This is a genomic window from Chryseobacterium jejuense (assembly GCF_017877355.1).
In the GTDB taxonomy this organism is placed as follows: domain Bacteria; phylum Bacteroidota; class Bacteroidia; order Flavobacteriales; family Weeksellaceae; genus Chryseobacterium; species Chryseobacterium jejuense_A.
In genome coordinates, this window is record NZ_JAGIPR010000007.1 from 1 (window position 1) to 14,602 (window position 14,602).

A 14,602-nucleotide genomic window follows, 5' to 3' on the forward strand; every position below is an offset into this window, starting at 1 on the left:
AAGACTTAATTTAAAAGGAAAGAGTCCGGTACAGTACCGAACTCTTTCATATAATAATATTGTTTAATTTTGTCTAAACTTTTGGGTGCAGTCTACATCAGACAGGATTTTATAGTTATGTATAATTCTAAAATTAATTAGTCAGTTACTTCTGCTGTATCTCTCTGAAGTAAGAATTTGTAGATTAATCCACCTACAATTCCCCCAAGAATTGGAGCTACCCAGAACAACCAAAGTTGTGACATAGCTAGTCCGCCTGTAAAAACTGCCTGCGAAAGGGATCTTGCAGGGTTTACAGAAGTATTAGTGATTGGGATAGAGATAAGGTGAATCAAAGTAAGGGCAAGACCAATAGCGATCCCTGCAAACTTACCATTAGCCCATTTATCCGTAGCTCCCATAATAACGATAAGGAAGAAAGCTGTGAGCAAGAATTCTGCAAGGAATGCTGCACCCATGCTGAATGCTTTTCCGTTGTATACTGCTTCTCCATAGAAATTGGTAGCAAACGCTCCGGGTTTTGAGAAATCTACAGCTCCGGCTCCATTAAGGATTGTGTATAGACATCCTGCAGCAACAATAGCTCCAAGACACTGTGCCACAATGTAAGGGATAAGGTCTTTTGCAGAAAATCTTCCCCCTGCTAAAAGTCCGAATGAAACTGCCGGGTTGAAGTGACCACCGGAAATATGTCCTACAGCATAGGCCATCGTAAGAACAGTAAGACCGAAAGCTAGAGCAACCCCTAAAAGTCCGATGCCAATATCAGGAACACCTGCTGCAAAAACAGCGCTCCCGCAACCTCCGAAAACAAGCCAAAATGTGCCGAAAAATTCAGCAAAAAGTTTTTTTATCATATTGTTTATTTTTAAAATGTAACTCAAATGTAGAATTTATATCTTAAAGTAAAAAGTTAAAACTGAAAAAAAATATCAAAATTAGAGGAATAAAAATTGTAAATTAAATAAATTGGTTTGATGTTTGTTTGGGATTTGTCGGGATACTATTGTGGTTATTGTTGAATGAGCTAACATAATTGTTTTATCCTTCCGTAGTAATTTAAAGTGGTGGTTAATGAGAAAGTTTCTTTGTGTGGTCTTTGTACCTTTTATGTATAGTTTACATTATTCGCAGGCGGCAAAAAAAAACCTTCCCTGCTATGATCTTACAACTGTTTTAAAGGTTGAGCCTACTGCGCTTTACAAACCCCATCTGGATGCTTCTAAAAGTTTTGGAGTACACCTACTGAAAGATTCTAAAACGGTACAGAAGTATATTAATAAAGGAAAGTTTCATAAAATTAAGAAATCGGGAAAAGGATATCAGATTCAGAAACTTGATTACAGTAAAGCCTATATGGTTTCTAAAGCCAAAACCACATTGGAAAATATCGGTTCCAAATTCAGCAAGGCAACCAAAGGAGCAACATTTACTGTTTCATCCATAACCCGAACACTGGAAGATCAATGCAGATTAAGAAGAGTGAACTCTAATGCATCCTTGGGAATAAGCTCTCACAACTACGGAAATTCCTTCGATATTTCTTATGTAAGATTCAATAACGTTCTTAAAAATAATCCGAAAATGGAAGTGGCTTTGGAGAAGGTTTTAAAGCATTATGCAGATGCTGGAAGAATTTATTACATAAAAGAAAGACAACAGAGCTGTTATCATATTACAGTGCGGAATTATTAATTAAATTCCTACTTGCACAGCATGTTTAGTTTATATAATTTTATACAACTAAAAACCATGCTTATGACAACATTAAACATCGTAGACTATTTACTTCCTGTAGAAGAATGCAGAATTGCTGCAGATGAATGGAGCCTTTGTCGTTCTAATTATTCGAAAATCAAGGAATTAATTCCTGCCACCTATGTCTTTACGATTTCTGATGGTCCTCTTGAATGGATGAAAAGCTTCAGGGATTATCCTGAATTCTGTGCTACAATGGGAGTATGGAAAAATCAACTGATCCTGATTTTTTATCCTATGAATGAAAAAGGAGACAGAATAGATCAAAGAGAATATCCTTATTGCTTTCTTTCCGAATTGGTAAGTGATGTAAAACTTCAGGAGATACAAGAATATACCATTGTTAAAAATACCATTCTTTCCAAAAGCCTTGAAAAAATTGAGAAAAATACAGATATGGCTTTTCCTATATCCAATACACCCATTCTTGAGCAGGATAAAGCGATAGAAGCTATTGAAAGCTGGAGAGAATCGGGGATGGATTGGTTTTACAAAGAGTGTAATGAATCTAAAGGAATCGGAATTTTTAAAAGATTTTATGTTCCTACGGCAGATTTATGCCTTACAGATGAAGGTTTGAAGGAAATTAAATGTTCTTTCGGACTTAAATATAACGATGTGTACGGGAAAATGTTGGTAACTCTTATTTTTATCTCTTTCCGTGAAAATCTTCAGAATGCAGAACGTGCTCAGATGATGTCCAATACCTATGACTGGGCAAAGCCATGTCCGCCTATCTGCCGTATACCAGGATTGGATGGTGAATTTTAAAATAATAAATGAAAGGAATGGCAGATCTTTATAAGACGATTTTATTCCTAAATTACGGGTTACTTCTTACAGTTATAGTGTTAGGAGCTGTCAAATACCACATATTAAATCCTAAAGAAAAGCAGTATTTTTATTGTACTGCTTTTCTGTTTTTTATTGAACTGCTGAATCTGGTTTTACCTTATGTTTTCAAGCTTAATGATACCTCATTTATTTATCCCTTCTACATTGCCGGAGAGTTTTTCTTACTGACAGGTCTGTTTATCAGAAAATTGGATTGGCCTAAATATCTTTTAGGGTTGGGAGCTTCAATTGCAATGGGTTTTATGATCTCAAAATACGGTTTTGATGAGCCCGCTAATGCCGATATTGCAAAAGTTGTTTCCAATATCATAATCATTTGTTTATCCGGAGTAATGCTGATTGATGAAATCAAAAAAACATCTGTTCAGAACCGTTTTCTTTGGGTAGATGCCAGTATTTTTTTCTATTACTCCGTTTCAGTATTCATTTTCATTATTCAGCATCAGATTGTTAACCTTTCAGAAAACAATTATTATATTCTTTTCACGGCCAATAATATTTTTTCCAGTATTCTGTACTGTTCACTTTTATATACCTTCATCCGATTAAAGAAGTAACCTTAAATATCAATCTTTTGATTCTCATAATTGTTACCATAGCAATTATAGTATCCTTTATAATGCTCGCTTACAGAGCTTTTATAAGTAGAATTATTAAAGAAAAAAATGTACAGCATCAAGCAGAAGTTCTTCATCAGAAAAAGCTGGTATTGGAAAACATCAAAGCTCAGGAAGAAGAACGGAAAAGAATTGCTGTGATGATTCATGATGATATAGGAAATCGACTTAATATTCTTTCTTTATGGCTTAATAATCTGGATACAAAAGGAGATGAGCTGATTAAAAAAAATATTCACAGCCAGATGTCTTCACTTGTTGATGCTGCCAGAAGTATTTCCCATTCATTATATCCGGTTAATCTGGAATCGGTAGGACTGGTTTTGTATGCAGAAGAACTCATTGCGAACCTTTCCCATAAGATTAACATTTCCCTGCAGGTGATGCCCGGATATGAAAAGAAAGATATCTTCGTAGAAGTACAGCTGTATCGTATTATTCAGGAATTTACTACCAACGTAATCAAGCATTCTAATGCCACAGATTTGTGGATTTATATAAAAGATTATCCGAAAAATATGGCAGTCGTTATTTCAGATAACGGTCAGGGATTCGAGTATGAGGAAGTAACAAAAGGTATGGGAATCAAAAACATTGAATCCAGAATCAAATCGATGAATGCCATTCATAAATGGAAAAAATCTTTTTTAAATAAAGGAAGTCGTTTAATCATTAAAATTCCGAAACATTATGAGTTCCCAAATCAAAATAGCACTAATTGATGATGAGCAGCTGATCCTTGAAGGGGTAAAAATGCTGCTGTCCAATGAAAAAAATATATCCGTATGCCTTACTGCAGATAACGGGCCTGATTTTATAGCATATCTGGAGAAGATTTCAGAAAAAGAATTTCCAGATATTGCACTGGTAGATGTTCAGATGAAACCGATGAATGGTTTTGAACTGGTAGAAATTCTTAAAGAAAAATATCCCGATCTTAAGATCATTATTTTGTCTTCTCACTACAAAACATCCATCTTAGGATATATGGTTAAACTTGGAGTTTCAGCTTTCCTTCCTAAAAATTCAGATAAGAAAACATTTATTGATGCCATTACAATGGTTGATAAAAATGGAGTTTTCTTTACGGCTGAAGATCACCAGATGTTGTTTACCTATATGAACAGTTCTGCTAAGAAAAATTCACTCTTTGAAACTGAAGATGAACTGTCTGAGAGAGAAAAAGATGTGGTGAAACTGATCTGTCAGGAATTTACCAACAATGAAATAGGGGAAAAACTATTCATAAGTCCCAGAACTGTTGAAAGCCACAGGCAGCGTATTCTTGAAAAGATAGGCGCTAAAAACACAGTGGGAATAGTAATTTATGCCATTGTGAACAATATTTACTCTCTTGAAAAAATATAGCTTGATTCCGTAGAAATACGGAATTTTTTATTTGGTACTTTTCACTCTAGCCAAACTGCACTTTCTTCCGTTATTTTGAAATATCTCTATTAGGGATTTTAAAAAAAAACATAAATGCACAGAGAAGATCTGTAATAAAAAATTAACAAAAGAATGAATGTTAGTAGAGTGATTTCCGTCGGGATTTTCTTTGACGGTACGGGAAACAATGGAGTAAATGCACTTTCATCAGATAAACCACTGAGTAATAATGAAAGCTATCACGGTGCATTCACCAATATCTATAAATTGTACAAATCATTTATCGGTAATGAAAAAATATATATCGAAGGAATAGGAACAATCCCAGGCGGGGAAGACAGTAATTTCGCCATGACAACATGTGCCAATCCACCTTATGGAAAAGGATACTCATCAGATGATAAGCTTCAGAAAGCAGAAGACTTTGTACAGAAAATTATTATTGATGGAGACTATGAATATCATTTTTATTTATATGGTTTCGGAAGAGGAGGAATGTTGGCCATAACCTTTAGTCATTGGCTTTTTTCAAACTATTCTTTTGCCAGGATTAAGGTGAAATTTCTGGGAGCTTTTGATACCGTAGAATCAAAACCTTTTAATACGTATGATCTGAGTGTGCCTTATCAGGTGGAAAATGTATTGCATATTTGTGCAGTCAACGAATGTCGGTTCTTTTTTCCATTAACTGGTATTTTTGAGAATTCAAAAATGATGCAGGATTGCCGGTTCCGGAATAATACTTCCGTTTGGAAAGAAATTTTTGTTCCGGGAGCTCATGCGGATATTGGTGGTGGCTATCTGGAAGGGCCGCAGTCTGTCTATATTTCTACAGATTTTGCCAATACGGATGGTCTTATAAATTATATTCAAAATATAAGAAACAGAACAACAGATATTGAAGGAAATAAAGTATGGGATGCGCTACTCTCGGAATTTGGAGTAGAAAGAAAAGATGCTTTTTCTAAAGCTTATGCTTGCAGAGATAAAGTTTACAACGAACTATCAAAACTATATGGGAAACTGATGTTGCAGGAAACCAATGCAATATCACCGGTCTTTATATCGGGAAAAGATTTTGAAACAGATTATAACAGACATCCTTTATTAGAAGATTTGTATAAAGAAATGCTGGTCTATGTAAAAGATCTTTCCATAGATGAAAAACCAGTATACAATTACAATGAACTTGCTGATTATATCCACATTTCAGCAAATTTCGGACTTTATCATGATGGTTTGTCGAAACGATCCGAGTATGAAATAAATGTCGAGCTTCTCAACAACGGATTAAATGTTTCAAGCAGTACTATTGTAGATCAGAAAAGCCATGCAAGGCTTTCTGCTGAGCTTCACCTTCCTGATGATAGCTTTGTAGCTGAATTTCTATACGGAACAAGTGTTCCCAATAATGATATCTGGACTCGTTCAATTATCAAAACTCCGGCAACAAGGCTGGATGAAATCAATAATTAATGCTAGTCCTTATTTAGTTTTAAATTTTAGGTTAGGGAGCACTATTTTAGGTGTTCCCTTTTATGTGGAGTATATTTTACATCAATAAGTATAATGACTGAACCTTGAATTTGGTATTTTATACTGTAGTTTTTAGGTTTCGATTCCTGTTACTTTGATATTTCTATAAATATTGTACCTTCAGGAGGATCATAATTGGTATAGCTTCTTAATGTTTTTTTAATAAATTTTACTGGAAAATCAGTCTATAAAAAGCTCCCTGTTTTGGGTCGTTTTTTTATTTCTGGGCTATTCATTTCTTTTTCCGTATTTTTGCACCCGAAAATTCATTATTCATTACTAATTATTAATTACAATGCTTTCGGTTCAAAGTTTAGGATTACATCATTCAGGAAATTATTTATTTCAAAACGTAAATTTCACCATTAAAAAGGATGATAAAGTAGGGCTCGTAGGGAAAAATGGAGCAGGAAAATCTACTTTATTGAAAATGCTGTCCAAAGAAATTAATTTCTACGAAGGAGAGGTTGTAACAGAAGGAAGCATTACCATTGGTTTCCTGAAGCAGGATCTTGATTTCGTAAAAGGAAGAACCGTTTGGGCTGAAACCATGCAGGCTTTTGAGCAAATTAATGCATGGAAGAATGAGCTGGAAGAGGTTAACCACCAAATGACTGTAAGAACCGATTACGAGAGTGATTCATACACGGATTTAATTAATAAAATGACCGAGCTGAATGACCTTTTAATGAACCATGATGCCTATAATCTTGAAGGTGATATGGAAAAAGTATTGTTTGGTCTTGGATTTAAAGCTGATGATTTTCAAAAAATCACAGATGAATTTTCAGGAGGATGGAGAATGAGAATCGAATTGGCAAAACTTCTTCTTCAAAAGAATGATATCATGCTTCTCGATGAGCCTACCAACCACCTGGATATGGAATCCATCATCTGGCTTGAAAATTTCTTAAAAGATTATCCGGGAGCAATTGTTCTGGTAAGTCACGATAAGCAGTTTATGACCGCTGTTTGTAACCGTACTTTTGATATCAATAATAAGAAAGTTGACGATTATAAAGCCAACTATACCAAATATCTGGTGATGCGTGAAGATCGCCGTGAAAAACTGATTCAGGCTAAAAAGAATCAGGATGCGGAGATCAAGCAGATGGAAGATAATATTAATAAGTTCCGTGCAAGTGCTACAAAAGCATCTTTCGCACAGTCACTTATTAAGAAATTAGACAAAATTGAGCGTATTGAAGTAGATAACGAAGACGTTTCAAAATTCAATATCCGTTTCGTACAGTCTATGGTTCCTGGAAAAGTGATTTTCGAAGCAGCTAAACTTGGAAAAGCTTATGGTCAGAAACAAATTTTTGATGATGTAGATTTCATTGTTCAGAGAGGAGACAGAATTGCTCTTTTAGGGCAAAACGGACAAGGAAAAACAACATTAGCTAAAATTCTAGCAGGAGATATTAAAGATTATTCAGGAGCCTGGAATCTTGGTCACAATGTAAACATTGGATATTTTGCACAGAATCAGGAAGAGGTTTTAACACCTAATAAAACGGTTCTTGAAGAAGCAGAAGATGCTGCAACTGAGGAAACCAGACCTAGAGTAAGAGACTTATTAGGATCTTTTCTATTCCAGGGAGATGCCGTTACAAAGAAAACAAAAGTACTTTCCGGAGGAGAAAGAAACCGTTTAGCACTTTGTAAACTGTTGCTTCGTCCTTTCAATACGTTGATTATGGATGAACCTACCAACCACTTGGACATTCAGTCTAAGGAGATTATTAAGTTGGCATTACAGAATTTTGAAGGTACGCTGATCGTAATCTCTCACGACAGGGAATTCCTTCAGGGGCTTTGTGATAAAATCTATGAGTTCCGTGATGGAAAAATGAAAGAATTCTTGGGAGACATCAACGAATATCTTGAATACAGACAAAAAGAAAGCATCAGAGAGATTTCTGCAGAAAAGGCGAAGCTTCATAGCGAAGTGAAGGAAGAACCTAAGAAAGTGGAAGAAAAACCTGTTGTAAGTACTAGTCAGACATCAAATGTTATCACTAAAGAACAAAAAAATATTCAGAATAAAATCAAGAAGGTAGAAGAAAAAATTTCTGAGCTTGAGACTAAAGTAGAAGAAATGGAAGCTTCTTTCGCTAAAGAAAATCCTTCCGATGAAACTTTAGAAAAATATAATAAAGTTAAAGAAGAGCTGGAAAATGCTCTTCAGGAATGGGAATACTTAGGAACTCAACTTGATTAATTCATCATACAAAAGCTTCATAATTTACTTTATGAAGCTTTTTTGTAACAAAATACCATCCTTTCCTACTTATCAATAGTGAATCGTAAAAGTAATTTAATGGAAGTTGTAGCTGAGAATTAAATTATTTTCATAATTTTGAACCATGATTAAAGAAAGCAGAAACTTAAAAGTATTTATTTCCAGGCTATTGTTTGGGGTATACTTCATCGCGCTGCTTTCTCAAAGCTTTCACCATCACGAATCTGTAGATTATTTTAAGGCATTTAATCTTAAAAAAGTCGAAAATTCTATAACGAAAGCTATTACTAAAGAGAAAGCGGGTGACTGTCTGGCCTGCCATTTTTTGGTAACCGGACACACATTAGCTCCTGAAGAATTCAGCTTTAGCTTTGAGCATTACACGCACGAAGTAAAGCAAATTATCGCTATTCAGGAAAAAATCTGGTCTCAGACCAAATTTACCTTTCAGCTTCGCGGACCGCCCGCAATTTCCTAATCAACACATTCTTATTGGGTTTATAACTCTATGCTTTAGAGTTTAATGTTTAAAGTTGTTGAAAACAGCTGTTAGTTCGTAATGGGTAAATACTCAGCTGCTTACTTCTGTGATTTTAAATTATTGCTTTTCATCATTGAAACATTTTGCATGATATATTGTATCAAGAATCTAAGCCCATTCAATAAATTTTAACGAAAATGTATCCCTCTTTAAAAGGGTACGTAATCAATCTATTTTACAATGAAATTGATATATTGCCTGTTGCTGATCTTTTGTGGATCGGTATTTACGAGTGCACAGAAAACTTATACTGTACAAGGAACGGTTCAGGATTTTCATGATAAAACCATGCTGGAAAATGCCGTGGTGAAAATTGGGAACCTTACGGCAAAAACAGATAAAAAAGGGGTATTTTCCTTTAATAAAGTCCCTGCAGGGAAGTATACACTCATTGCAAAACATCCTGATTGCAATGATTATACTGAAAATATAGGAGTTGATCAGGATCTTCATATTACCATTACTTTAGAACATCATTCAGGTGATATAGAAACCATTACATTACATGGTAGCCATAAAAACAAAGGTTCCGTAGTAATGAAAACACTGGACAAAGCTGAAATCGAAAGGAATTCCACAGAAAATCTTGGGAATATTCTTTCAAAAATTTCAGGTGTTGCCGTGTTGAAAACAGGGAATAATATTACAAAACCTGTAATTCATGGGCTCTATGGAAGCCGTATTTCTATTATGAATAATGGAGTGAAGCTTGCAGAACAGGAATGGGGAGCAGAACATGCACCCAATGTAGATGTGAATGACTTTGAACATATAGATGTAATCAAAGGAGCATCTGCCTTGAAATATGGAAATGACGGAGTAGCAGGAGTTGTTCTTTTAGAACCTGCAATCCCTCCAAAGAAGGATACACTGATGGGAAATCTTAAACTTTCAGGGATATCCAATGGAAGAGGAGGTGAGATTTCAGCTAACATACTTAAATCCTGGGAGAACGAATGGTTTGTAAAAACGGGAGGAAGCTATAAAAAGCTGGGAGATTTGTACATTCCACATCATACCCTTCAGAATACCGGAGCAGAAGTGAATTCTTTTAATTTTTCCTTTGGAAAGCATGGTTTTATGCAGGGATTTGATGTTTCATACAGCGGAATCAATCAGGAATTTGGAATCTATAAAGGAGCACACCTTGGAAATAGCGCAGATATCTATAGAGCAATGACTCTAGGGCAACCTTATTTTCAGGATGAATTCAGTTATGATATTGGATATCCGAAACAAAAGATAGAGCATCATATTGTAAAGCTTTCTGCTTACAAACGTTTTGCTGATTTCGGGAAAATTACTTTCCAATATAGTTTTCAGGTAAACAAGCGTAAGGAATATGATATCCGAAAAGGAGAACTGAAAGATACTCCTTCTATGGATTTAAGGCTGATTACACACTCCGCAAGTCTTACCCATCTTATTGAACGTTCAAAATGGAGTTTGGAAAGCGGAATTTCTGCAGGTTTTCAGGATAATTATCCTAATCCTGCAACAGAAGTCAGACGTTTGATCCCTGATTATTACCGTTACGATGCAGGAGCATTTTCTGTGTTTAAATACCGCTTTACTCCAAAACTGAATGCAGAAGCAGGAGTGAGATATGATTTCAGTAGATATGATTCCTATAAATATTATGATGCTAAGGATTGGTATGAAAAATTTGCCAATGTTTTTCCACAGTTTTATGTGAAAGAAAGCGGAAGCAGAGTATTGTCACGCCCTATTTTTGATTATCATAATTTTTCAGCGAATGTTGGATTAAATTATAAACCTTCCAATGACTTTGATATCAAATTTAATTTTTCAAGAATGAGCAGAACTCCGAATCCTGCAGAATTATTTGCGGATGGGCTTCACCACTCTGCAGCCATCATTGAAAAAGGAGATTTAAGAATCAAAAAAGAGGAAATTTATAATGCGAATCTTTCATTAACAGGTCGTTTTGATGTTCTGAAAGGACTGCAGCTGGAAGCCAATCCATATATTATATTTTCTGATAGTTTTATCAACCAGATTCCTGTGGATATTCAGAACACGAGCAGAGGAACTTTTGCAGTGTGGGCTTATCAGCAGGTGAAGGCCAGAATGTACGGAATTGATGCTGATGCGCAGCTTAATATCCTGGATAATCTGAAATGGACAACCAGTTTCAGTGCATTAAGAGGAGATGATTTAACCAATAATGAACCTCTTATTCTGATGATGCCAATGAATCTTAGAAATTCACTTGAATGGAAGTGGAATACACCATCTAATTTCTATGTGAGACTGGAAAATGAAAATGTTTTCAAACAAAACCGTTTCCCAATCAGAGATCAGACGGTTCAGTTCATTGATGATGACGGACAATTGGTGACTAAAATAATAGATTACAGTACACCTCCTGCAGGATTTTCAATATTTCATGCCTCTATAGGTGCAGATCTATTCAAAAACATGAATCTGAATTTCAGAATCAACAATATTTTTAACAGAGAGTACAAGGAATATCTCAACAGACTGAGATATTATATGCCGGAACCAGGAAGAAACTTTGTAGTTACTCTTAAATACAATTTTTAACTTTTAAAATTTAAATTACAATGAAAAAATTATTCAACATATCACTATTATTATTTGCTGCTATTTTATTATTCTCATGTCGTGACGGGAACAATGATATTCCTGAAGATATTCACGAACATGAAGAAATAGGAAAAGTAGTTGTAACGGTAATTAATAAAAGTAACGGAGAAAAGCAGACCGTTAATGTTGTAGACGGGAAGGCTGTTGAGCACTTACACCTTCACCAGGGGGACACTTATGCGGTAAGCCTGGATTTTCAGATAAAACATGAAGATCACTACCATAGTTCTGATGAAATAGAGAAAGAAAAAGATATGCACTTTATCACTTATAAATTTGCCGGGGCAGATATCAAAGTAAAAAGAGCAGCTGATGATCTTGTAAGAACTGACGGTAAAAAGCTTGGGCTTAAAACAGAATGGACAATAGCAACCGCGGCAGAGGGTAAAGCAAATATTACTCTTGTACATGGCCCTACTTCTGTAAATGATAATTTCCCTTCAGTAGATAATCAGCAGGGAAGCACTGTAGGCGGTGAAAGTGATGTAGATATCTTTATTGATTTTCATTAATTAAGAAGTAAGCTCTTCAAAGAAAAGGGTATACATATCGTCATATTAATTTTGGGAGACCACTGATTTTTTCAGTGGTTTTTTTATTTAACAATATTTGGCTGTATTAGTTGATTTTAAATGGGTGATTCTCATAAAAAATTCATATTTTTGCAACCTAAAATTTTAATCAATAATGAAGGTTACCGCACAAAACCATGATGATGTAAGTGCATTGCTTACAGTGACATTGGAAAAATCTGACTACAAAGAAAAAGTAGAGAAGCAATTGATTAATTATGCTAAAAATGCGCAAGTTCCTGGATTCAGAAAAGGGAAAGTGCCTTTGAGTATGGTTAAAAAACAATATGAAGCAGGAATTGCATTTGAAGAAATCAACAGACAGGTTTCTGATGCTTTGAACAGCTATGTTAACGAAAACAAGTTAAGATTAGTTGGTCAGCCTATTCCTCAGCCAGTAAACGAATTCGATTACAATGCTGATCAATTGGAAGTTGCTTTTGAAGTAGGATATGAGCCTGCATTTACTATAGATTTAGCTAAATATGAAGCACCTCACTACAAAGTAGAAGCTTCTGAAAAAGAAATCAGCAAGAGTATTGAAAACATGCAGAAGCGTTTCGCTGAGCAGGTTCCTCAAGATAAAATCACTAAAGATTCTTACATCGCTTTAGAGGTTTCTCAAGTTGTGGAAGAAGATGCTGAAGGAGAGCACCACCACCACCCAAAAAACATCACTATTACAGGTGAAAACAAAGAAGCTTTCAAATTAGTAAAAGCTTTAAAAATGGATGGATCTGTAAAAGTAACTAAAGAAACTCTTGCAGGTGATGAAGAATTAGCTAAAGAATTAGGATTCAGCAAAGAAGAGGTAGAGCATCTACACCACAATGAAATTGAAGTGAAAGTAAAAGACTTCTATTCATTAAACTTAGCTGAACTTAACCAGGAGTTATTCGACAAAGTATATGGAGAAGGAAACATCAAGTCTGAAGACGAACTTAAAGATAAAGTTAAAGCTGAACTAGATGAATATTTTCAACAAAATGCTGATGTTCACTTCGTAAATAAAGTATTGGAGCAAGTTACTGAAAAAGAAGAAGTAGCACTTCCTGAAACTTTCTTAACAAAATGGTTAATGTTCTCTAACCAGAACATCCAGTCTGAAGAGCAGGCTAAAGAAATTCTTGAAGCTGAGAAAAACCAATTGAGATACCAGATCATCGAAGGTAAATTGATGACTGATAACGAAATCAACCTTGACTATGCTGATGTATTGGCACAGGCTGAGCAGTTAGTGAAAAACCAATTGGCTATCTACGGAATCCACCACTTAGGTGATGAGGAGATCCAGAAATATGCTGTTGAAATGTTAAAAGATCAGGAGCAAGTAAGACAAATCTCTTCTGAAGTCGCTATGGCTAAATTAAAAGATGTTATTCTTGAAAAAGCTAGCAAAAAAGAAACTAAAATTTCTCACGACGAATTTTTAGAAGAACTTAAAAAATAATTATACTCAGATATAAATATTTCAAAACCGTCAATTTTGGCGGTTTTTTTATTTCCGTTCTTTGTCTGAGTATCTTTCAGTATTGTGACTATCATTCATCATTCATCATTCATCATTTATTACTTATATTACTTATTACTCATGATTTATGTATGTCCGCCAATATTCCTATATTTACCCTTTAAACTTATTATATATATGAAAAAGATCATCATTCCATTTTTCTGTGCCGTACTATTCTCTGTTCCGGCAGCAGCTCAGAAGAAAGATGCCGCTTCTGTAACAACGGAGGCTGTGAAATCAAAGTTAACGGCTAAAGAAGTATTGGATAATTACTTTAAGGCATTAGGAGGAAAAGAAAAATTAGAGGGCGTAAAAACTCTTTATATGGAAAACACCATGTCTGCTCAAGGAATGGAAATTACCATGACTACCAGAAAAATGGGAAACAAATTTAAGTCTGTGCAATCATTGATGGGACAGCAGATGGTTCAGTTTTTTGATGGTGAAAAAGGATATTTTGATCAGATGGGAAACAAAACTGCAATTCCTGCAGACAAAGTTACTGAACTGAAAAAAGCAAGACCGGTGGATGCATTAGCGTTTGACGGAGCTACTTTTCAAAATGTTACCGTAGAAAAACTGGATGGTAAAGACTATAATGTACTGTCTTCAGATAAAGGGAAATTTTATTTTGATGTAACAACAGGGCTTTTGTATAAGACGCTTGCCGGAGAAGGAAATGTAACGATAAAAAGCTATATGACTGTAGACGGGTTACAATTCCCGGCTGATGTAGAAGCAGAAGGAGCAGGTCAGAAAGTGAATATTAAAACCACTAAGATTACAATCAATTCTGGAGTGTCAGATGCTGATTTTAAATAAGCAAAGTAAGGAAGCTTGAGGCTGGAAGCTGGAAGTTAGAGTAGGAAAAAGATTAAATCTCAGGATTAATATCATTTTACTAACCGCCATCTTTTATATCTCTTACCTTCAATAAAAAAGCCG

General features: G+C 35.0%; 13 protein-coding genes. 12 read left to right on the forward strand and 1 reads right to left on the reverse strand.

The features are described from left to right. Positions 1-137 precede the first annotated feature (137 nt). Positions 138-854 (reverse strand): aquaporin Z, encoded by a 717-nt coding sequence (gene aqpZ, locus J2772_RS14995; protein WP_209918504.1) that lies wholly within the window; start codon positions 852-854, stop codon positions 138-140. Positions 855-1,074: 220 nt separating this feature from the next. Between aqpZ and J2772_RS15000 the strand changes: the two genes are divergently transcribed. The 12 genes from J2772_RS15000 to J2772_RS15055 all read left to right on the forward strand — a co-directional run bounded on the left by J2772_RS15000 (position 1,075) and on the right by J2772_RS15055 (position 14,479). Next, positions 1,075-1,695, forward strand: a complete 621-nt coding sequence (locus tag J2772_RS15000) for a DUF5715 family protein (protein ID WP_209918069.1) — start codon at positions 1,075-1,077, stop codon at positions 1,693-1,695. A gap of 63 nt (positions 1,696-1,758) precedes the next feature. Then, positions 1,759-2,529 carry a hypothetical protein gene (locus J2772_RS15005; RefSeq protein ID WP_245365238.1) on the forward strand — a complete coding sequence of 257 codons (771 nt, stop codon included), beginning with the start codon at positions 1,759-1,761 and terminating at the stop codon, positions 2,527-2,529. An 8-nt stretch (positions 2,530-2,537) separates the two neighbouring features. After that, entirely contained in the window at positions 2,538-3,170 is a 633-nt protein-coding gene (locus J2772_RS15010) for a hypothetical protein (protein WP_245365239.1), read from the forward strand. 17 nt (positions 3,171-3,187) lie between these two features. After that, entirely contained in the window at positions 3,188-3,952 is a 765-nt protein-coding gene (locus J2772_RS15015) for a sensor histidine kinase (protein ID WP_245365240.1), read from the forward strand. Continuing rightward, positions 3,921-4,598 (forward strand): response regulator transcription factor, encoded by a 678-nt coding sequence (locus J2772_RS15020; RefSeq protein ID WP_209918074.1) that lies wholly within the window; start codon positions 3,921-3,923, stop codon positions 4,596-4,598. The genes J2772_RS15015 and J2772_RS15020 overlap by 32 nt, the downstream gene beginning before the upstream one ends. 153 nt (positions 4,599-4,751) lie before the next feature. Continuing rightward, positions 4,752-6,095 carry a T6SS phospholipase effector Tle1-like catalytic domain-containing protein gene (locus J2772_RS15025; protein ID WP_209918075.1) on the forward strand — a complete coding sequence of 448 codons (1,344 nt, stop codon included), beginning with the start codon at positions 4,752-4,754 and terminating at the stop codon, positions 6,093-6,095. A gap of 355 nt (positions 6,096-6,450) precedes the next feature. After that, positions 6,451-8,379 (forward strand): ABC-F family ATP-binding cassette domain-containing protein, encoded by a 1,929-nt coding sequence (locus J2772_RS15030; RefSeq protein WP_209918077.1) that lies wholly within the window; start codon positions 6,451-6,453, stop codon positions 8,377-8,379. Positions 8,380-8,524: 145 nt separating this feature from the next. Beyond that, positions 8,525-8,878 carry a hypothetical protein gene (locus tag J2772_RS15035; protein ID WP_209918079.1) on the forward strand — a complete coding sequence of 118 codons (354 nt, stop codon included), beginning with the start codon at positions 8,525-8,527 and terminating at the stop codon, positions 8,876-8,878. A gap of 243 nt (positions 8,879-9,121) precedes the next feature. After that, positions 9,122-11,509, forward strand: a complete 2,388-nt coding sequence (locus J2772_RS15040) for a TonB-dependent receptor (RefSeq protein WP_209918081.1) — start codon at positions 9,122-9,124, stop codon at positions 11,507-11,509. A gap of 20 nt (positions 11,510-11,529) precedes the next feature. After that, complete coding sequence (locus J2772_RS15045) at positions 11,530-12,084, forward strand: hypothetical protein (protein WP_209918083.1); 555 nt, start codon at positions 11,530-11,532, stop codon at positions 12,082-12,084. Between the two features lie 175 nt (positions 12,085-12,259). After that, positions 12,260-13,594 (forward strand): trigger factor, encoded by a 1,335-nt coding sequence (locus J2772_RS15050; RefSeq protein WP_209918085.1) that lies wholly within the window; start codon positions 12,260-12,262, stop codon positions 13,592-13,594. Positions 13,595-13,792: 198 nt separating this feature from the next. Beyond that, positions 13,793-14,479 (forward strand): hypothetical protein, encoded by a 687-nt coding sequence (locus J2772_RS15055; protein WP_209918087.1) that lies wholly within the window; start codon positions 13,793-13,795, stop codon positions 14,477-14,479. The last annotated feature ends 123 nt before the right edge of the window (positions 14,480-14,602 follow it).

Bases quoted from the DNA above. Each gene is read 5' to 3' on its own strand.
- J2772_RS15000 (WP_209918069.1), top strand. From the start codon at position 1,075: ATGAGAAAGTTTCTTTGTGTGGTCTTTGTACCTTTTATGTATAGTTTA.
- J2772_RS15005 (WP_245365238.1), top strand. From the start codon at position 1,759: ATGACAACATTAAACATCGTAGACTATTTACTTCCTGTAGAAGAATGC.
- J2772_RS15010 (WP_245365239.1), top strand. From the start codon at position 2,538: ATGAAAGGAATGGCAGATCTTTATAAGACGATTTTATTCCTAAATTAC.
- J2772_RS15020 (WP_209918074.1), top strand. From the start codon at position 3,921: ATGAGTTCCCAAATCAAAATAGCACTAATTGATGATGAGCAGCTGATC.
- J2772_RS15025 (WP_209918075.1), top strand. From the start codon at position 4,752: ATGAATGTTAGTAGAGTGATTTCCGTCGGGATTTTCTTTGACGGTACG.
- J2772_RS15030 (WP_209918077.1), top strand. From the start codon at position 6,451: ATGCTTTCGGTTCAAAGTTTAGGATTACATCATTCAGGAAATTATTTA.
- J2772_RS15035 (WP_209918079.1), top strand. From the start codon at position 8,525: ATGATTAAAGAAAGCAGAAACTTAAAAGTATTTATTTCCAGGCTATTG.
- J2772_RS15040 (WP_209918081.1), top strand. From the start codon at position 9,122: ATGAAATTGATATATTGCCTGTTGCTGATCTTTTGTGGATCGGTATTT.
- J2772_RS15045 (WP_209918083.1), top strand. From the start codon at position 11,530: ATGAAAAAATTATTCAACATATCACTATTATTATTTGCTGCTATTTTA.
- J2772_RS15050 (WP_209918085.1), top strand. From the start codon at position 12,260: ATGAAGGTTACCGCACAAAACCATGATGATGTAAGTGCATTGCTTACA.
- J2772_RS15055 (WP_209918087.1), top strand. From the start codon at position 13,793: ATGAAAAAGATCATCATTCCATTTTTCTGTGCCGTACTATTCTCTGTT.